Origin of the sequence: Pseudomonas sp. TMW 2.1634 (assembly GCF_001703595.1) — a bacterium.
In the GTDB taxonomy this organism is placed as follows: domain Bacteria; phylum Pseudomonadota; class Gammaproteobacteria; order Pseudomonadales; family Pseudomonadaceae; genus Aquipseudomonas; species Aquipseudomonas fragi.
On record NZ_CP016849.1, the window covers coordinates 4,122,816 to 4,141,391 of the forward strand.

The 18,576-nt window shown below is 59.7% G+C and carries 16 protein-coding genes; 10 read left to right on the forward strand and 6 right to left on the reverse strand.

Features of this window, described 5'->3' with window-relative positions; all coding sequences use genetic code 11:
* The first annotated feature begins 9 nt into the window (after positions 1-9).
* Complete coding sequence (locus BFC21_RS19490) at positions 10-1,503, forward strand: aldehyde dehydrogenase (protein WP_083369714.1); 1,494 nt, start codon at positions 10-12, stop codon at positions 1,501-1,503.
* Between the two features lie 139 nt (positions 1,504-1,642).
* Here the strand turns inward: BFC21_RS19490 and BFC21_RS19495 are convergent, their stop codons facing one another.
* Both BFC21_RS19495 and BFC21_RS19500 read right to left on the reverse strand, forming a co-directional pair.
* Positions 1,643-3,193 (reverse strand): phospholipase D family protein, encoded by a 1,551-nt coding sequence (locus BFC21_RS19495; protein WP_029611631.1) that lies wholly within the window; start codon positions 3,191-3,193, stop codon positions 1,643-1,645.
* Positions 3,194-3,224: 31 nt separating this feature from the next.
* Complete coding sequence (locus BFC21_RS19500; RefSeq protein ID WP_088378682.1) at positions 3,225-4,646, reverse strand: PLP-dependent aminotransferase family protein; 1,422 nt, start codon at positions 4,644-4,646, stop codon at positions 3,225-3,227.
* A 170-nt stretch (positions 4,647-4,816) separates the two neighbouring features.
* Between BFC21_RS19500 and BFC21_RS19505 the strand changes: the two genes are divergently transcribed.
* Entirely contained in the window at positions 4,817-5,050 is a 234-nt protein-coding gene (locus BFC21_RS19505; RefSeq protein ID WP_088378683.1) for a DUF1127 domain-containing protein, read from the forward strand.
* 99 nt (positions 5,051-5,149) lie between these two features.
* Here BFC21_RS19505 and BFC21_RS19510 read toward each other — a convergent pair whose 3' ends face one another.
* On the reverse strand, positions 5,150-6,451 hold the full coding sequence (locus BFC21_RS19510) for an FAD-binding oxidoreductase (RefSeq protein WP_088378684.1): 1,302 nt from the start codon (positions 6,449-6,451) through the stop codon (positions 5,150-5,152).
* Between the two features lie 147 nt (positions 6,452-6,598).
* On the opposite strand from BFC21_RS19510, the gene BFC21_RS19515 reads away from it, so the two are divergent.
* The gene (locus tag BFC21_RS19515) at positions 6,599-6,952 is read left to right on the forward strand and encodes a YkgJ family cysteine cluster protein (RefSeq protein ID WP_016782682.1); all 354 of its coding nucleotides are present in this window, start codon (positions 6,599-6,601) and stop codon (positions 6,950-6,952) included.
* Between the two features lie 52 nt (positions 6,953-7,004).
* On the opposite strand, the gene BFC21_RS19520 is transcribed toward BFC21_RS19515, so the two are convergent.
* The gene (locus BFC21_RS19520; protein WP_088378685.1) at positions 7,005-7,493 is read right to left on the reverse strand and encodes an Lrp/AsnC ligand binding domain-containing protein; all 489 of its coding nucleotides are present in this window, start codon (positions 7,491-7,493) and stop codon (positions 7,005-7,007) included.
* A 156-nt stretch (positions 7,494-7,649) separates the two neighbouring features.
* Here BFC21_RS19520 and dadA point away from each other — a divergent pair, with 156 nt between their 5' ends.
* The 6 genes from dadA to BFC21_RS19550 all read left to right on the forward strand — a co-directional run bounded on the left by dadA (position 7,650) and on the right by BFC21_RS19550 (position 13,764).
* Positions 7,650-8,951, forward strand: a complete 1,302-nt coding sequence (gene dadA / locus BFC21_RS19525) for a D-amino acid dehydrogenase (RefSeq protein WP_029611630.1) — start codon at positions 7,650-7,652, stop codon at positions 8,949-8,951.
* Positions 8,923-9,276: a RidA family protein gene (locus BFC21_RS19530; protein WP_088378686.1), complete on the forward strand. Its 354-nt coding sequence runs from the start codon at positions 8,923-8,925 to the stop codon at positions 9,274-9,276. Before dadA ends, BFC21_RS19530 begins: the two co-directional genes overlap by 29 nt.
* A gap of 100 nt (positions 9,277-9,376) precedes the next feature.
* Complete coding sequence (gene alr, locus BFC21_RS19535; protein ID WP_088378687.1) at positions 9,377-10,450, forward strand: alanine racemase; 1,074 nt, start codon at positions 9,377-9,379, stop codon at positions 10,448-10,450.
* A 125-nt stretch (positions 10,451-10,575) separates the two neighbouring features.
* On the forward strand, positions 10,576-11,124 hold the full coding sequence (locus tag BFC21_RS19540) for a cupin domain-containing protein (protein WP_016782677.1): 549 nt from the start codon (positions 10,576-10,578) through the stop codon (positions 11,122-11,124).
* A gap of 180 nt (positions 11,125-11,304) precedes the next feature.
* A complete protein-coding gene (locus tag BFC21_RS19545) occupies positions 11,305-11,718 on the forward strand; it encodes a cytochrome c5 family protein (protein ID WP_029611629.1) in 414 nt (137 codons plus the stop codon).
* A gap of 117 nt (positions 11,719-11,835) precedes the next feature.
* Positions 11,836-13,764: an acetyl-CoA hydrolase/transferase C-terminal domain-containing protein gene (locus BFC21_RS19550; RefSeq protein ID WP_120266437.1), complete on the forward strand. Its 1,929-nt coding sequence runs from the start codon at positions 11,836-11,838 to the stop codon at positions 13,762-13,764.
* A 161-nt stretch (positions 13,765-13,925) separates the two neighbouring features.
* Here BFC21_RS19550 and BFC21_RS19555 read toward each other — a convergent pair whose 3' ends face one another.
* Together BFC21_RS19555 and rep are read right to left on the reverse strand one after the other, a co-directional pair.
* A complete protein-coding gene (locus BFC21_RS19555) occupies positions 13,926-14,498 on the reverse strand; it encodes a xanthine phosphoribosyltransferase (RefSeq protein ID WP_016782674.1) in 573 nt (190 codons plus the stop codon).
* 56 nt (positions 14,499-14,554) lie between these two features.
* The gene (gene rep, locus BFC21_RS19560; protein ID WP_016782673.1) at positions 14,555-16,564 is read right to left on the reverse strand and encodes a DNA helicase Rep; all 2,010 of its coding nucleotides are present in this window, start codon (positions 16,562-16,564) and stop codon (positions 14,555-14,557) included.
* Between the two features lie 261 nt (positions 16,565-16,825).
* Between rep and BFC21_RS19565 the strand changes: the two genes are divergently transcribed.
* Positions 16,826-18,493 (forward strand): bifunctional diguanylate cyclase/phosphodiesterase, encoded by a 1,668-nt coding sequence (locus tag BFC21_RS19565; RefSeq protein WP_088378689.1) that lies wholly within the window; start codon positions 16,826-16,828, stop codon positions 18,491-18,493.
* Positions 18,494-18,576 lie beyond the last annotated feature (83 nt).

Consider the following 18,576-nt stretch of genomic DNA (forward strand, 5'->3'; position numbering starts at 1 on the left):
GACACTCGAATGACCACCCTGACGCGTGCTGACTGGGAACAACGGGCCCAACAGCTGAAAATCGAAGGTCGTGCCTTTATCAACGGTGAATACACCGCTGCGGTCTCCAATGAAACGTTCGAGTGTCTGAGCCCGGTCGATGGCCGCTTGCTGGGCAAGGTTGCCAGCTGTGATAGCGCAGATGCCCAGCGCGCCGTTGAAGTGGCCCGCAAGACGTTCGAGTCCGGCGTCTGGTCGCGCCTGGCCCCGGCCAAGCGCAAGGCGGCAATGATCCGTTTTGCCGGCCTGCTCAAGCAAAACGCCGAAGAACTGGCCCTGCTTGAAACCCTGGACATGGGCAAGCCGATCAGTGACTCCCTGCATATCGACGTACCCGGTGCTGCTGGCGCGCTGAGCTGGAGCGGCGAAGCCATCGACAAGATCTACGATGAAGTTGCCGCCACCCCCCACGACCAGCTGGGCCTAGTAACCCGTGAGCCGGTGGGCGTGGTCGCTGCCATCGTGCCGTGGAACTTCCCGCTGATGATGGCCTGCTGGAAACTGGGCCCGGCCCTGTCGACTGGTAACTCGGTCATTCTCAAGCCGTCCGAAAAGTCTCCTCTAACAGCCATTCGTATCGCAGCGCTGGCGGTTGAAGCCGGTATTCCTGCGGGCGTGTTCAACGTGCTGCCAGGCTACGGCCACACCGTTGGCAAGGCCCTGGCCCTGCATATGGATGTCGATACGCTGGTGTTTACCGGTTCGACCAAAATCGCCAAGCAATTGATGATTTACGCGGGCGAATCCAATATGAAGCGCATCTGGCTTGAAGCTGGCGGCAAAAGCCCGAACATCGTTTTCGCCGATGCGCCGGACCTGCAAGCCGCTGCCGAAGCGGCGGCCAGCGCCATTGCCTTCAACCAGGGCGAAGTCTGCACCGCCGGTTCGCGCCTGCTGGTGGAGCGCTCGATCAAAGACAAATTCCTGCCGCTGGTAGTCGACGCCCTCAAGGGTTGGAAGCCCGGCAACCCGCTGGACCCGGACACCACCGTGGGCGCTCTGGTCGATACCCAGCAAATGAACACCGTGCTGTCGTACATCAAGTCTGGCCATAGTGAAGGCGCAAAACTGGTCGCAGGCGGAAATCAAATCCTGCAAGAAACCGGCGGCACCTACGTTGAACCGACCATTTTCGACGGCGTCAGTAACGCGATGAAAATCGCCCAGGAAGAAATCTTTGGCCCTGTGCTGTCGGTGATCACCTTCGACAGCGCCGAAGAGGCCATCAAGATTGCCAACGACACACCTTACGGCCTGGCAGCAGCCGTGTGGACTGCGGACATCTCCAAGGCGCACCTGACCGCCAAGGCCCTGCGCGCCGGTAGTGTGTGGGTCAACCAATACGATGGCGGCGACATGACCGCGCCGTTTGGTGGTTTCAAGCAGTCGGGCAACGGCCGTGACAAGTCGCTGCATGCGTTCGACAAGTACACCGAGCTGAAGTCCACCTGGATCAAGCTGTAACAACGTAAACGCAACACCCTGTGGGAGCGGGCTTGCCCGCGATGGCAGCACTGAGGTCTGACTGACAGACCCCGGTGCCTTCATCGCGGGCAAGCCCGCTCCCACAGTGGTTTTTACCCCACACAAGTAGCGCCCTCACTCAGAGCATTCGCTCAAGCCCCACACTCTTGCTGAACCAGGCATTGAGGCGGCGCCACCAATTGCCTGGCTCATGGTGCAAGGTGTGCAACTGGCCGTTGTCTTCGGTCACCCAGACCAACTTGCCCTGTTCCAGTTTCGGTTCATAACTCAAGGCCGGGGCCATGCCCTGCAACGCCAGTTTGCGGGCCTCGGCGGCCAGTTCAGGGCTGTCCACCAGCACGCCGACCTCGGTGTTCCATAAGCCCGAGCGCGGGTCAAAATTGAACGAGCCGATAAAGGATTTCTGCTGGTCGAAAATCATCGCCTTGCTGTGCAGGCTCGAATCCGAACTCATCCCCGGCTTGAACCAATGCGGGCCGCTGCCGCCGCTACTGCCCGGCTGGCGCCGCAGCTCAAAAAGCTTGACCCCATGCTCCAGCAACGCCTTGCGGTACGGTGCATAGCCGCCATGCACCACGGGTACGTCCGTGGCCTCCAGCGAATTGGTCAATAAACGTACATCCACCCCGGCATCGGCGCGGCCCGTGAGGTACAGCAGCCCGGTTTCACCGGGTACAAAGTAGGCGGAAACCAGAATCAGCTCCTGGTTCACCCCCGCCAGTTCCGGCGCCAGTTGCGTGGTCAGCATCAAGTGCGAGTCGGGCTCGTCGCGGGCCAGCACCTTGCTGGGTGCATCCCACAGCGCCTGATTCCAGGCCCAGATCAGTTCCTTGCGCCACACGTCGAGCTGGGGGCGGGTTTCGTATGAGGCCAGCTCCTGATACAGCGCCGGGTTGCGTTGCTGCGCACGCTTGAGCGAGGCTTCCAGTTGTTTGCGCGCCTTGCCCAGCTCGTGCTCCGTCAGGCTCGAGGAGGCAAAATCACCAATCGGCTGGCTCAGGGCGCTGTTCCAGTATTGGTCGAAGCTGTGCCCCAATTGTTCTGCCACCGGGCCGACGCTGAGCAGGTCGATATCGGTGAAATTCAGCTCCGGCTTGGCATCGAAATATTCATCGCCCAGATTGCGCCCGCCGACGATCGCCACACTGTTATCGGCCAGCCAGAGCTTGTTGTGCATGCGCCGGTGCTGGCGCGAGAGATTGAACAGCCGCCCCATTGCCCGGGTCACGCCCGTGCTGCGCCCCAGTTGCAGCGGGTTGAACAGGCGGATCTGGATATTGGGATGGGCCGCAAGGGTTGCCAGCACATCGTCCAGGCCATCACTGGCGGTGTCATCGAGCAGGATGCGCACCCGCACTCCGCGATCTGCCGCCTTGAGCAGCTCGTCGATCAACATGCGCGTACTCAGCCCGTCATGGACGATGTAGTACTGCAGGTCGAGGCTGGTTTGCGCGTTGCGGATCAGCTCGGCCCTGGCCCTGAACGCTTCGCCGCTGTTGGGCAGCAGGCGAAACCCCGAGCGGCCCTGATACGGTGCGGCCTGGGCCTGGATTGAACGGCCAAAGGAAGAGTCGGTTGCGGGCAACGCCTGGGTGGGTTCACGGGGTACGTCCAACGTGGCACAGCCTCCCAGCAAGACGGCTAAAAACAATGCGCAAAGTGATTTCAACGGGTAGAGCCTCGGGCAGACGTCACGGGAGTTAAACGGAATCTGCCAGCAGTTTACTGGCCGCTATACCCACTTTGCGCACAGCGTCTTCGATCTGCGGTGTAGGCTTTGCAGCGTAGTTCATGCGCAGGCAGTTACGGTACTTGCCCGAGGCCGAAAAAATACTGCCCACTGCGATCTGAACGCCCTGGTCCAGCAACGCGCGATTGAGGCGCAGGCTGTCAAACCCCTCCGGCAGTTCAAGCCAGAGCATAAAACTGCCCTGGGGCCGGCTGGCGCGGGTGCCGGGCGGAAAGTAACGACTGATCCAGCCCAGCATCAGGTCGCGATTGCGCTGATACTGGCTGCGCATTTTGCGCAGGTGCGGCTCGAAATGACCGTTTTTCAAAAAATCGGCAACCGCCAGTTGCGGCTGCGGCGCAGTAGAGCCGGTGCTGATGTATTTCATGTGCAGCACCCGCTCCAGATAACGCCCCGGCGCAACCCAGCCAACGCGCAAGCCGGGGGCCAGGGTTTTGGAGAATGAACTGCACAGCAGGACACGACCGTCATCGTCGAAGGATTTGATGGTGCGCGGGCGAGGGTAGGTGTAGGCCAATTCGCCATATACATCGTCTTCAATGATCGCCACATCAAAACGCTGGGCCAGGGTGACCAGCGCCCGCTTGCGGGCCTCGGGCATGATATAGCCCAGCGGGTTATTGCAACTGGGGGTGAGCTGGATGGCCTTGATCGGCCACTGTTCCAGGGCCAGCTCCAGGGCTTCGAGGCTGATACCCGTCAGTGGATCGGTGGGGATTTCCAGGGCTTTCATGCCCAGGCCCTTGAGGGTTTGCATGGCGCCATGAAAGCTCGGCGAGTCCACCGCGACGATATCCCCCGGCTCGCACACGGCGCGAATGCTGCACGACAACGCCTCATGGCAGCCGGTGGTGATCACCAGATCATCTGCGCCCAGCTGGCAGCCTGAATCGAGCAACAGCCGCGCCAGTTGCTCGCGCAGGGCCAGCACACCGTAGACGTTGTCGTAATACAGACCGGGCAAATCCAGACGCCGGCTGATCTGCGCCAGGCTGCGCAGCAGCGGCTTGATGGTCGGCGTGGTGACATCGGGCATGCCGCGCCCCAGCTGGATCACGTCCTTTTGCGGCACCGAGCGCACCAGTTCCAGCACCTGTTCCCATTGTGAAATTTCCACCGGGCGCTGCGCCGGCTTGCCCATGCCCGGCAAGGCGGGCAGCTCACGCTCCATCGGCACAAAGTACCCGGACTTGGGCCGCGGCGATGCCAGGCCATTGTCCTCCAGCAACCGATACGCCTGCTGCACCGTGCTTAGGCTCACGCCGTGCTCGGCGCTTAGCGCGCGTACCGAAGGCAAGCGGTCGCCAGGGCGATAAAAGCCTTGTTCGATGCGTGTGCCAAGCAGGTCGGCGAGGTTGACGTAGAGGGTCATGGGCAGGGCTCCTGCAGGGTTGACCAGTACAGATAGGGTTAAAACCGAGGATTCAGCGCCTGAAACGCCGAATCTGTATGCACTTAAAAGGACTTTGCTGGATCTGTCATGGTTTTGAGCAGATCGCCATCATGCTGACTCATGGTAATTGAGTCAAAAGGAGCTGTCTGATGAATGGTTTGAGCGATGTGCGCCTGACGCTGCACAGCCAACAATTACTGGCTGATCACGAAACCCGTGAAGTCACCAGCACCCCGACCGGCCTTGGGTTGTGGGGCCTGTTTTGCCATCGCGCCCGCAGCCGCCGCGTACTGCTGAACCTGGACGAACAACAGCTGCGCGACGTGGGCCTGAGCCGTGAAATGGCCCAGCGCGAAGGCTGCAAGCCGTTTTGGCGTTCATGACTGCAACGCCTGTGGGAGCGGGCTTGCCCGCGATGGGAGCGCCGCGGTGTGTCGGCTACACCGGGGGGCTTGATCGTGGGCAAGCCCGCTCCCACAGGTTTAACGCAGTTCTTTTAACCGGTGCCACAGCATCCCTAGCGCCAGCAACGGCGAACGCAGGTATTTGCCGCCGGGGAAGGTGATATGCGGGACTTTGGCAAACAGGTCAAAACCGTCACTGTGCTGGCCACTGATGGCTTCGGCCAGCAACTTGCCCGCCAGGTGAGTGGCATTGACCCCGTGCCCCGAGTAAGCCTGGGCGTAATACACATTGGGCTGGTCTGGCAGGCGGCCAATCTGTGGCAAACGGTTGGCACCGATGCCGATCATGCCACCCCACTGGTAATCGATTTTTACATCCTTGAGATGGGGGAACACCTCAAGCATTTTCGGACGCATATACGCCGCAATATCCTGCGGGTCACGGCCCGAATAATGACAGGCACCCCCGAACAGCAAGCGTCGGTCCGCCGAAAGCCGGTAGTAGTCCAGCGCCACTCGCTGATCGCACACGGCCATGTTTTGCGGCAGCAAGGCGTGCGCCTGGGCCTCGCTCAACGGCTCGGTGGCGATGATGTAACTGCCCGCAGGCAGCACTTTGCCACTGAGCTGCGGGTTCAAGTCCTTGAGGTAAGCATTGCAACCCAGCACCAGACTTTTGGCCCGCACCGTGCCTTGGGCCGTGTGCACCCGCACCTCAGGGCCATAATCAATGCGGGTCACGGCGGAATTTTCAAACAGCTTTACACCCAGTTGTGCCGCCGCTGCGGCTTCGCCCAGCGCCAGGTTCAGCGGATGCAGATGCCCTGAACCCATATCGACAAAACCGCCAACATAACGGTCCGAACCCACCACGGTATGTACTTCATTGGCCTGCAACAGGCGGGTTTCGTGGCGATAGCCCAGGTCGCGCAGCTCCTGGGCTTCTTCGGCAAAGCCTTCAAGGTCACGGGGCTTGTTGGCCAGGTCGCAATAGCCCCAGGTCAGGTCACAGGCAATATTGAAGCGCTCGACGCGCTGGCGCACAATTTCCACGGCCTCCAGCCCCATCAGCTTCATGTGTCGTACACCGTCCTTGCCGATGATGCCTTCAAACTGCTCAAGGCCATGACCGACACCGCGAATCAACTGGCCGCCATTGCGCCCGCTGGCGCCCCAGCCGATCTTGTGCGCTTCCAGCAAGACCACGCTCATGCCGCGCTCGGCCAGCTCCAGGGCCGTGTTCAGGCCGGAAAAGCCACCGCCCACCACACACACATCCGCCATCAGCTCGCCCTGCAGCACCGGGTGGTCGGGTTGCGGCAGGCTGCTGGCGGCGTAATAAGAAGCGGTGTGCTGGTTGCGCTGAACTGGGGCGTTCATGTGCGTAATCCTGATTATTGATGTTTGGAAAATTTGACGGAGCATAAGCCGTGCCATTCCCGCGGGGCAAGAACAGCCGAATGGCCCTGTCTAGTGCAGGGGTTTTCAGGCAGACTCTGCGGCCTTTTCAAAATCGGTACGTTCTGGATGAGCTGCAACAGCCACAAGATCCGCTTTCTCAGGCAGCAAATCCCCTCGTTCGACTGCGTGCCGGGTTGCCATGATTGCTGTGGGCCTGTGACCACTTCATCCGAAGAAATGGCCCGTTTGCCACGCAAGACGGCGGCCGAGCAGGAAGCGGCGATGGATGAGCTGAACTGTGTGCATCTGGGACCCAATGGCTGCACGGTGTATGAAGAGCGGCCACTGATCTGTCGGCTGTTCGGTACGACGCCCACCTTGCCGTGCCCCAATGGCCGACGCCCGGTAGAGATGATTCACCCCAGTGCAGAGAAGCTGGTGCATGAATACATCGCCAGTACGCGGCAGGTGCTGGTTTAAAAGATCAAGAGCCCCTCTCCCCCAGGGAGAGGGCCGGGGTGAGGGAAAGCTGTCAATCCGCAATCGGCAGATTCAGGCTCTCTTTCACTTCTTCCATCACGATATAGCTCTTGGATTCGCGCACATGGGGCAGCTTGAGCAGGATGTCACCCAGCAGCTTGCGGTATGAAGCCATCTCGCTGATCCGCGCTTTCACCAGATAGTCAAAATCCCCCGAAACCAGATGACACTCCAGCACATGGGGCAACTTCAGCACGGCTCGTCGGAATTCATCGAAAGTATCGCCTGACTTGTAGTCCAGGCTGATTTCTACAAATACCAGCAGGCCGCCCTGCAAGTGCTGCGGGTTGAGCCGGGCGTTGTAGCCCATGATGATCCCTTCACGCTCCAGCCTGCGCACCCGCTCGGTACAGGGCGTTGTGGACAGCCCGACCTTCTCCCCCAGCTCGGTAAACGAGATGCGGCCATCGACTTGCAGGATGCGCAAAATGTTGCGGTCTATCTTGTCCAGTTCACGCTTTGTTTGATGATTTGTACGCATAGGAGATTCTCCTCCGTGAAAAGCGATTCGCCCGGGAATTGTCGCCAAATATAGCTGCTTATACAGTGAATTCCACTAGCCAATGCTTCTTATACTGCGCTCATCTTCGCTCTGAACAATAAACGTCTGCGGCTGGCCGCGATGAGGGATATAAATATGCGAGTTATGGTATTGGGTGGCGGCGTTATTGGTACTGCCAGCGCCTATTATCTGGCCCGAGCCGGTTTCGATGTGGTCGTCGTCGACCGTCAGCCAGCCGTTGCAATGGAAACCAGCTTTGCCAACGCCGGCCAGGTGTCCCCGGGCTACGCTTCGCCGTGGGCTGCACCGGGTGTGCCGCTCAAGGCCATCAAATGGCTGCTCGAACGCCACGCGCCTCTGGCCATCAAGGCCACGACCAGCATCGACCAGTACCTGTGGATGGCCCAGATGCTGCGCAACTGCACCGCCAGCCGCTACGCCGTGAACAAGGAGCGCATGGTCCGCCTGTCCGAGTACAGCCGTGACTGCCTCGATGAACTGCGCGCCGAAACCGGTATTGCCTACGAGGCCCGCAACCTCGGTACTACGCAGCTGTTCCGCACCCAGGCCCAGCTCGATGGCGCCGCCAAGGACATCGCGGTCCTGAAAGAATCCGGCGTACCGTTCGAACTGCTCGACCGTGCCGGCATTGCCCGGGTTGAGCCTGCACTGGCCAGCGTCACCGATATCCTGGCCGGCGCCCTGCGCCTGCCGAATGATCAGACTGGTGACTGTCAGATGTTTACCACCCGCTTGGCTGAAATGGCCAAGAACCTGGGTGTGGAATTCCGCTTCGGCCAGGATATCCAGCGTCTGGACTACGCAGGCGACCGAATCAATGGCGTGATGATCGACGGCAAACTCGAAACCGCCGACCGCTATGTACTGGCACTGGGCAGCTACTCGCCGCAGATGCTCAAGCCGCTGGGCATCAAGGCTCCGGTTTACCCGCTCAAGGGCTATTCGTTGACCATCCCGATTACCAATTCGGACATGGCCCCGACTTCGACCATTCTGGACGAGACCTACAAGGTCGCGATCACCCGTTTCGACAATCGCATCCGCGTTGGCGGCATGGCTGAAATCGCCGGTTTTGACCTGTCGCTGAACCCGCGTCGACGCGAAACCCTGGAGATGATCGTCAACGACCTTTATCCTCAGGGCGGTGATCTGAGCCAGGCCAGCTTCTGGACCGGCCTGCGCCCGACCACCCCGGACGGTACGCCGATTGTTGGCGCGACCCCGTTTAAAAACCTGTTCCTGAACACCGGTCATGGCACACTCGGTTGGACCATGGCCTGCGGTTCCGGTCGTTTCCTTGCGGACGTGATGGCCAAAAAGACCCCGCAAATCAGCGCCGAAGGCCTTGATATTTCCCGCTACGGTAACCACCAGGAGACTGCAAAACATGGCAATCCAGCGCCAGCTCACCAATGAACGCATGAGCCAGATCGTTGCCCATAACGGCACTGTCTACCTGTCCGGGCAAGTCGGCGACGACATGAACGCCGGGGTCGAGCAGCAAACCCGTGAAACACTGGCCAATATCGAGCACCTGCTGGACCTGGCGGGCACCGACAAAAGCCGCATCCTGTCGGTCACCATCTACCTCAAGGACATCGATGCCGACTTTGCCGGCATGAACAGCGTCTGGGACCAGTGGCTGCCAAAAGGTGTAGCGCCAGCCCGAGCGACCGTCGAAGCCAAGCTGTGCGAACCTGAAATTCTGGTCGAACTATCTGTTGTGGCCGCACTGCCCTAGTCGTTTGATCATGTAACTGTCCCTCTTGCGGTGCAGCACGCGGTTCACGCTGCGGGTTTGCACCGTTTTTTTATTCAATTGCCGTTAGAAGCCCGCCGCCATGCGCCCAGCCCGTGCCCTGATTGACCTGCAAGCCCTGCGTCACAATTACCAACTGGCGCGTGAAGTCTCGGGGGCCAAAGCCCTCGCTGTGATCAAGGCCGATGCCTACGGCCACGGGGCCGTTCGCTGCGCCCAGGCCCTTGAAGCCGAAGCCGACGGCTTTGCCGTTGCCTGCATAGAAGAAGCACTGGAGCTGCGTGCCGCCGGTATTGGCGCACCCATCCTGCTGCTCGAAGGTTTTTTTGAAGCCGATGAACTGCCCCTGATCGTCGAACATGACTTCTGGTGCGTGGTGCATTCGCTGTGGCAGCTCGATGCGATCGAGCAGGCCCGCCTCGCCAAACCGATCCACGTATGGCTGAAACTGGACAGCGGCATGCACCGCGTCGGTTTGCACCCCAGTGATTACCAAGCGGCTTACCAGCGTCTGCAGGCCAGTGCCAATGTGGCGAAAATCGTGCTGATGAGCCACTTTGCCCGCGCCGATGAACTCGATTGCACCCGAAGCGTAGAGCAGGTCGCTGTGTTCCTGGGCGCTCGCGCCGACTTGACGGCAGAAATCAGCTTGCGTAACTCGCCAGCTGTACTCGGCTGGCCACGGGTGCCAAGTGACTGGGTACGCCCGGGGCTGATGCTGTATGGCGCCTCGCCATTTGAAGAACCCCAGGCCACTGCATCACGTCTGCAACCGGTGATGACTCTGGAGTCCAAAGTGATTTGCGTGCGCGAACTGCCCGCCGGTGAGCCTGTGGGCTACGGTGCCAAATTCATCACCCCGAAGCCGATGCGCATTGGCGTGGTGGCAATGGGTTATGCCGACGGTTATCCGCGCCAGGCACCCACCGGTACCCCGGTGCTGGTGGACGGTGTGCGCAGCCAGTTACTGGGCCGAGTGTCGATGGACATGCTGTGCATCGACCTTACCGATGTGCCGCAAGCCGGCCTGGGCTCGACGGTCGAGTTGTGGGGCAAAAACATTCTCGCCAACGAAGTGGCAACCGCAGCAGACACCATTCCTTACCAGATTTTCTGCAACCTTAAACGCGTGCCACGCCTCTATTCCGGTAGCTGACAGGTTGTATCCAATGTACGGGGGCAAATGGGTACCCGGGTTTGAAGTCGAAGTGTTGTAAATACTGAACGCTATCGCCATCATGGCGGCTTCTCGACTTGAATCTGCCCCAGGAGGCTCCCGCATTGGACGTCGGTGAACGACTGCAATCCATCCGCAAACTCAAAGGCCTGTCACAGCGTGAACTCGCCAAGCGCGCGGGCGTCACCAACAGCACCATTTCGATGATCGAAAAGAACAGCGTGAGCCCGTCCATAAGCTCCCTGCGCAAAGTGCTGAGTGGCATCCCCATGTCCATGGTCGAGTTTTTTTCCGAAGAGATCCTTCAAGAAAACCCAACTCAAATTGTCTACAAAGCCAATGAGCTGATCGACATTTCCGACGGTGCCGTGACCATGAAACTGGTAGGCAAGGCGCATCCGAGCCGGGCCATTGCATTTCTCAACGAAATTTACCCACCTGGCGCCGATACCGGGGACGAAATGCTGACCCATGAAGGCGAAGAAACCGGGATTTTGGTGGAAGGTCGCCTAGAGTTAACCGTGGGCCTTGAGACCTTCGTGCTGGAAGCCGGTGACAGCTATTATTTTGAAAGCTCCAAACCGCACCGTTTTCGCAATCCGTTCGACGTCGCGGCGCGACTAATCAGCGCAGCCACCCCGGCGAATTTCTAAAAACAGAGGCGCCCTGCCTGCTTGCAGAGGCACCCGTAGATGCATTTCGCCAGCTCTATTCCCCCTTTGTCTTTAGGGTTGTTTCAGAGAGGCGGGCTAACCGTTATACTTTTGCCGCCCGCGAAACCGTGGTTGTGGGCGTGAATAGCCACCATTGAGGGTGAACGCGTGAACCTAATTATGAAAATGCTGGCCGTACCAGCAGCAGTAGTGGCCCTTTGGGCAGTCAACGCTCAGGCAACAACGAACGATGACATTGCAAAACGTCTTGAGCCAGTGGGTAAAGTCTGTGTTCAAGGGCAGGAATGCAAAGGGATGGAAGTGACTGCTTCTGTAGGCGGTGGTGGTGGCATGACACCAGACGATATTATTGCCAAGCACTGCAGTGCTTGCCACGGCACCGGCTTGTTGGGCGCACCGAAAATCGGTGACACCGCGGCCTGGAAAGAGCGCGCCGATCACCAAGGCGGCCTTGATGGCATCCTGGCCAAAGCCATCACCGGTATCAACGCCATGCCGCCAAAGGGCACTTGCATGACTTGTACCGATGAAGAGCTTAAAGGCGCCATCGAGAAGATGTCCGGCCTCAAATAAGCCGAACGTCCCTGAAAAAGCCGCTGATGGGCGGCTTTTTTGTGCCCGGGATTTGGGGGGGATTGCACCAACTGTTCTTTATCACGTCTATATTCAAGGATGGATAAGGAGAGTCAGATGGTGCAGCCCTGTTCGATCGAACGCGCAGTCGATGATGTGCTGGCGCGGTTACCGATACATATTCACCTTGGTCTGCCGCTGGGTCTGGGCAAGGCCAACCGCTTCGTCAATGCGCTGTATCAGCGGATCAAACTGCTGCCCGAGCGCCAACTGACGATCTATACCGCCCTGAGCCTGGGTCGCCCAGCGCTTGGCGATGGTTTGCAGCGGCTGTTTCTGGAGCCTTTTGTCGAGCGGGTCTTTGGCGACTATATCGAGCTGGACTACCTTGCCGATCTGCAGCACAACCGCATGCCCGCCAATACCCACGTTGAGCAGTTCTTTATGCAGCCGGGCAGTTTGCTCAACAGCCCGGCGGCCCAACAGGATTACGTCAGCAGCAATTACAGCCACGCGGCCCGCGACATCAATGCCAGCGGCCTGAACCTGGTGGCCCAACTGGTGGCTCGCCACCCCGAGGATGCCACGCGCCTGAGCCTGAGCTGCAACCCCGACATTACCCTCGATCTATTGCCCATGATTGCCAGGCGGCGAGCGGCAGGCGAGACCATTCTGATGCTGGGCCAGGTACATGAGGACCTGCCGTATATGCCCGGCGACTCGGAATTGAGCATCGACGATTTTGACCTGCTGATCGACGAAGATGAGCACACTACGTTGTTTTCAACCCCCAGCATGCCGGTCAACCTGCAAGACCATATGATCGGCTTGCACGCCAGCACCCTGATCCGTGACGGCGGCACGCTGCAGATTGGCATTGGCTCGATGGGCGATGCCCTGAGCGCAGCTTTGCTTGCACGCCAGGGTGACAACGAGGGCTATCGCGCCCTGCTCGACGATATCGATACCACCCCGTGGCACACGCTGATCGAACGTGAAGGTGGCGTCGAGCCTTTTGCCCGTGGCCTGTACGGTTGCAGCGAGATGTTTGTCCACGGCCTGATGGTGCTGGCAGATGCCGGGATTGTGCGACGCAAGGTCTATCCCGATGCAGACAGGCAAGCCCAAGCCAATGCCGGCACCCTGGATGAAAGCCTGCAGGATGACGGAGTCAGCATCCACGGCGGTTTTATTCTCGGCCCCCGCGACTTTTACCAGCGCCTGAGGGAGTTGCCCCACAGCAAGCGTTGCGAATTCAACATGACTGCCATCAGCTATATCAACGAGCTGTACGGCCAGGAAGAGTTGAAGCGCTTGCAACGGCGCGATGCGCGTTTCGTTAACAGCGCTTTCACCGCCACCTTGCTCGGTGCTGCGGTGGCCGATCAGCTTGAAGATGGCCGGGTGCTTAGCGGGGTCGGCGGGCAATACAACTTTGTTGCCCAGGGCCACGCCCTGCATGACGCCCGCTCGGTGATCATGCTGCGCAGCTGGCGTGAGTCCGCAGGGGAGGTGAGTTCCAATATTGTCTGGGAGTACGGTCACTGCACGATCCCGCGGCATTTGCGCGACATTGTGGTCACTGAATACGGGATTGCCGACCTGCGCGGCAAAACCGACAGCAAGGTGATCGAAGCGCTGCTCAACATTACCGACTCACGCTTTCAGACCGAGCTGACGACGCAGGCGCAATTAATGGGCAAATTGCCCAAGGATTTCTGCCTTGACCCGCGTTTTGCCGACAACAGCCCGGAACGCTTGCAGGGGATAGCTGCCAGGCACCCGCACTTGTTCCCGGAGTACCCGCTGGGCAGCGATTTCAGCGCGCAGGAGCAAGACCTGCTGCGAGCGTTGAATTGGCTCAAGAGCAAATTCAAGCTCACGCAGATTTACCAGCTGGGCAAGGCCACGCTGGACGCGCCGTCGCCGCAGGCCTTCCCCGAACACCTGGCGCGTATGCAGCTCGCACAGCCCGACGGGTTGCGCGATGAGCTGTACCAGCGTTTGCTGCTGGCGGGGTTGCAGGCAACCGCGAAAAGCCATTGACGCGCCTTTCGTAGCAGCTGCCGCCAGGCTGCGTTCGGCGGCGCAGCCGTCGTAAACCCTGCAACCCCGGTTGTTCTGATAGACCGCGACTACCGGGTTTACGACCGCTTCGCGCTCGAACGCAGCCTACGTTCCTCGGCAGCTGCTACGGGCTGAAAGGCTTACTCGATAAAGGTCACTTTACCGCCCGCCAGGGATTTGACCCGGGCCAGGGATTCAACGCGGTAGCCCTGCGCGTCCAGTTCGGCACGGCCGCCCTGGAACGACTTCTCGATCACGATCCCCAGGCCGGCAACGGTGGCGCCCGCCTGCTTGATGATCGAAATCAGCGCTTGCGACGCCTTGCCGTTGGCCAGGAAATCATCGATCACCAGAACGCGGTCGCTGCTTTGCAGGTGACGCGGGGAGATCGCAACGGTGCTTTCGGTCTGCTTGGTGAACGAATACACCGTGGCCGACAGCAGGTTTTCTGTCAGGGTCAGGGACTGGTGCTTACGCGCAAAAATCACAGGTACACCCAAGTTCAAGCCAGTCATCACGGCAGGGGCGATGCCCGATGCTTCGATAGTGACGATCTTGGTGATGCCCGAATCCTTGAACAAACGCGCGAACTCGTCGCCGATCTCTTTCATCAGCTGAGGGTCGATCTGATGGTTCAAAAAGGCATCGACCTTCAAAACCTGATCGGAAAGCACGATGCCTTCTTCGCGAATTTTCTTGTGCAGTGCTTCCAACGTAACGTCCTCAAATAGCGCTTATGCGCTGAAGGTAGAGTGAAAAATAGTCGATTTTAGCGTTTTAGCATGGCGCGTATATCGGCCAGTGCCGTATTGCCGCGAACCGCTTTGACTTCGGTAGGGGTATCGTCGTTGCCTTCCCAGGCCAGATCGTCCGGTGGCAACTCATCGAGGAAGCGGCTTGGCGCGCAATCAATGATCTCGCCGTACTGCTTGCGCTTGGCCGCGAAGGTGAACGCCAGCGTCTCACGGGCACGGGTAATGCCCACGTAGGCCAGACGACGCTCTTCTTCAATGGTGTCCGCTTCGATGCTGGAGCGGTGCGGCAGGATTTCTTCTTCCATGCCCATGATGAACACGTAGGGGAATTCCAGGCCCTTGGAGGCGTGCAAGGTCATCATCTGCACGCCTTCGGCACCGTCTTCCTCTTCTTGCTGGCGCTCAAGCATGTCGCGCAGTACCAGCTTGCCGATGGCTTCCTCGATGGTCATGGCGCCGTCTTCGTCTTTTTCGAGGGTGTTTTTCAACGCCTCGACCAAGAACCAGACGTTGGACATGCGGTAGTCCGCCGCCTTGTCGCTGGAACTGTTGGTGCGCAGCCAGTTTTCGTAGTCGATGTCCATGATCATGCTGCGCAGCGCCGCTATCGGGTCTTCGCCCGAGCAGTGTTCGCGCACGCGGTCCATGAAACGCTTGAAGCGCACCAGGCGATCGGTAAAACGCGCATCCAGATGCTCGCCCAGGCCGATTTCATCGGTGGCGGCATACATCGAGATTTTGCGCTCGGTCGCGTAGTTGCCGAGCTTTTCCAGGGTAGTCGAACCGATTTCGCGACGCGGGACGTTGATCACACGCAGGAAGGCGTTGTCGTCATCCGGGTTTACGATCAGGCGGAAGTAAGCCATCAGGTCTTTGACTTCCTGACGCCCGAAGAAGCTGTTACCGCCCGACAAGCGATAGGGGATCTGATGGTGCTGCAGCTTCAATTCGATCAGCTTGGCCTGGTAGTTGCCGCGGTACAGGATGGCGAAGTCGCTGTACGGGCGGTCGGTGCGCAGGTGCAGGGTGAGGATTTCGACGGCAACGCGCTCGGCTTCGGCGTCTTCGTTGCGGCAGCGGATCACCCGCACTTCGTCACCGTGACCCATCTCGCTCCACAGCTGTTTTTCAAACTCGTGGGGGTTGTTGGCAATCAGGATATTGGCGCAGCGCAGGATACGGCTGGTGGAGCGGTAGTTTTGCTCCAGCATCACCACTTTCAAGGACGGATAATCGTCCTTGAGCAGCATCAGGTTTTCCGGGCGGGCGCCGCGCCAGGCGTAGATCGACTGGTCGTCGTCACCCACCACGGTGAACTGGTTGCGCTTGCCGATCAGGTATTTGACCAGCAAATACTGGCTGGCGTTGGTGTCCTGGTACTCGTCCACCAGCAGGTAACGTACCTTGTTCTGCCATTTTTCCAGAATGTCGGCGTGTTCTTCGAACAGCTTGACCGGCAGCAGGATCAGGTCGTCAAAGTCCACCGCGTTGTAGGCCTTGAGCGTGCGCTGATAGTGGGTGTAGACGATGGCTGCCGTCTGCTCCTTGGGGTTGCGCGCGTTTTCCAGGGCCTGGGGCGGCAGGATCAGGTCGTTTTTCCACGAGCCGATCATGTTCTTGATTTCGTCGACCCCGTCGTCGCCCGAGTATTCCTTTTGCATGATGTCAGCCATCAGCGCCTTGACATCAGCCTCGTCAAAAATCGAGAAACCCGGCTTGTAGCCCAGCCGCGCGTGCTCCTTGCGGATGATGTTCAGGCCCAGGTTGTGGAACGTACACACCGTCAAGCCGCGGCCTTCACCCTTTTTGAGCAGGGTACCGACACGCTCTTTCATCTCGCGGGCGGCTTTATTGGTGAAAGTCATGGCGACGATGTACTGGGCACGGATGCCACAATTCTGGATCAGGTGCGCGATTTTTCGGGTAATCACGCTGGTTTTGCCGGAGCCTGCGCCGGCGAGCACCAATAGAGGGCCGCCGACGTAGCTCACGGCTTCTTGCTGCCGGGGATTGAGTCGGGACATGACGAGATCAGGGGTCGTGTGTAAAAAGGGCGGGCATTTTAACAGGCTGAGCGAATATTGCTGCCTCTGTGCGACGGTGTGACATGCCACAGCATCTAAATTTGCCGCTTTTGTTACTTTCGAGCAGGATGCTGAGCGCATTTACAGCTAATGTTCGGTAAATGCAGCAAATGCGTATTTGATAACCAGTGTCATTGCCATTGGTTGCTGGCACGTCATAATGCCCACCGGTCGAATTTTTGCAGAGTCTAGGGAGCTAGCTTGTCTACGCCTGTCGAACCCTTGCGTTTGCTGCTATTGGCCGAAGAGCCATCTTGGGCAGCGTTGTTGCGCGAGTGTCTGGCGCCAATGGGAAGTGCGGCCGTGCTGATAGACGCGCCGAGCTGGGAGTCTGTCAGCCATCTGTTCGAGAACGATCGCAATGCGCTGCTCCTGACGACCCCGGCCCTGCAGCCCTCAGCGGGCCGCTGTCGCTTGCCCACGATTTTGCTGCTCGACAGCGAACCTGCGAGCGCCCCTGCGGGCGTCAGCGACTGGCTGGTGGACGCCAGCCTGACCAGCGATGTGCTGCGCCGCTGCCTGCGCCATGTGCGTGAACGCGGCCTGCTGGAGCACACGTTGCAGCGTCTTGCCGAAGAAGACCCGCTGACCGGCATCGCCAACCGTCAGGGGTTCCAGACCTTGCTGGCCGTGCGCCTGGCTGAAGGCGACGGTCGCGGCATAGCCCTGGGCCACCTGGACCTGGACAACTTTCGCCACGCCAACGACGCACTGGGCCATCAGGCGGGCGATCGGCTGATCCTGCAAGTGGTGGCGCGCCTCAAAAGCCAGCTTGAGGCCTGCGACCAGCTGGCCCGGCTGGGCAGCGACGAGTTCGCCCTGCTGATTAACACCCATCGTGCGCCCGAACGCGCCGAGTGGATGGCCGAGCGCATCACCGAGGTGATGGCCGAGCCCTACTGGGTTGACGGTGAGAGCCTGCTGATCGGCTGTAGCCTGGGCATCGCCCACGCCCGCGCCAATGCCGGGGCCGACCCGTTGATGTGGCACGCACACATCGCCATGCAGCAGGCCAAAAGCACCCAGGGCTGCACTTTTCACGTATTCAACGAACGTATCAATCGCAACGCCCGCAGCCTGGCCGACCTCGAAAGCGAGCTGCGCCGGGCCCTGCGCCGTGACGAACTGGAGCTGCATTACCAGCCGCGGCTGGACCTGGGCACGGGGCAAATCGTCGGGCTGGAAGCGCTGGTGCGCTGGCGCCATGCCGAGCGCGGCCTGTTGGCCCCCAGTGAGTTCGTGCCGCTGGCCGAGCAAAGCGGGCTGATTGTGCCCTTGGGCTACTGGGTGATTTCCCGCGCCCTGCGGGATATGCAGGCGCTGCGCGAGCGGGGGCTTGAACCATTGCATATGGCGGTCAACCTGTCGTTTCGCCAGTTTCAGGACAGCCAGTTACTTTCGACCCTTAGCCGCCTGATCACCGAACGCGGCGTTGAAGCCCAGTGGCTGGAGTTCGAGCTGACCGAAACAGCCGTGATGCGGCGCAGTGACCTGGTCAAACAGACTATGGACGCCCTGGGCCGACTGGGTGTGCGCTTTTCGCTGGATGATTTCGGTACGGGTTTCTCATCGTTTGTGCACCTCAACAGCCTGCCGATAGCACTGCTCAAGATCGACAAAAGCTTTGTGGGCGGCATGGAAAGCCGCGAAGAAAACCGCAAGCTGGTGCATGCCATGATCAACCTGGCCCATAACCTGAAACTGGAAGTGGTTGCCGAAGGCGTCGAAACCCCGGAGCAGCTTGCGCTTTTGCGTGATTTTGGCTGCGATCAGGTGCAGGGCTACTTCATCAGCAAGCCGCTGCCGCTGGCAGAACTGGTGGACTACCTGACCTTCGGAACCAGGCAGCAGGTGCCGCAGGCAATATAAGGCCGGCACCTCACCTGTGGGAGCAGGCTTGCTCGCGATGCAGACGACGCGGCCTTTCAGGCGAACCGCAGTGATGCCATCGC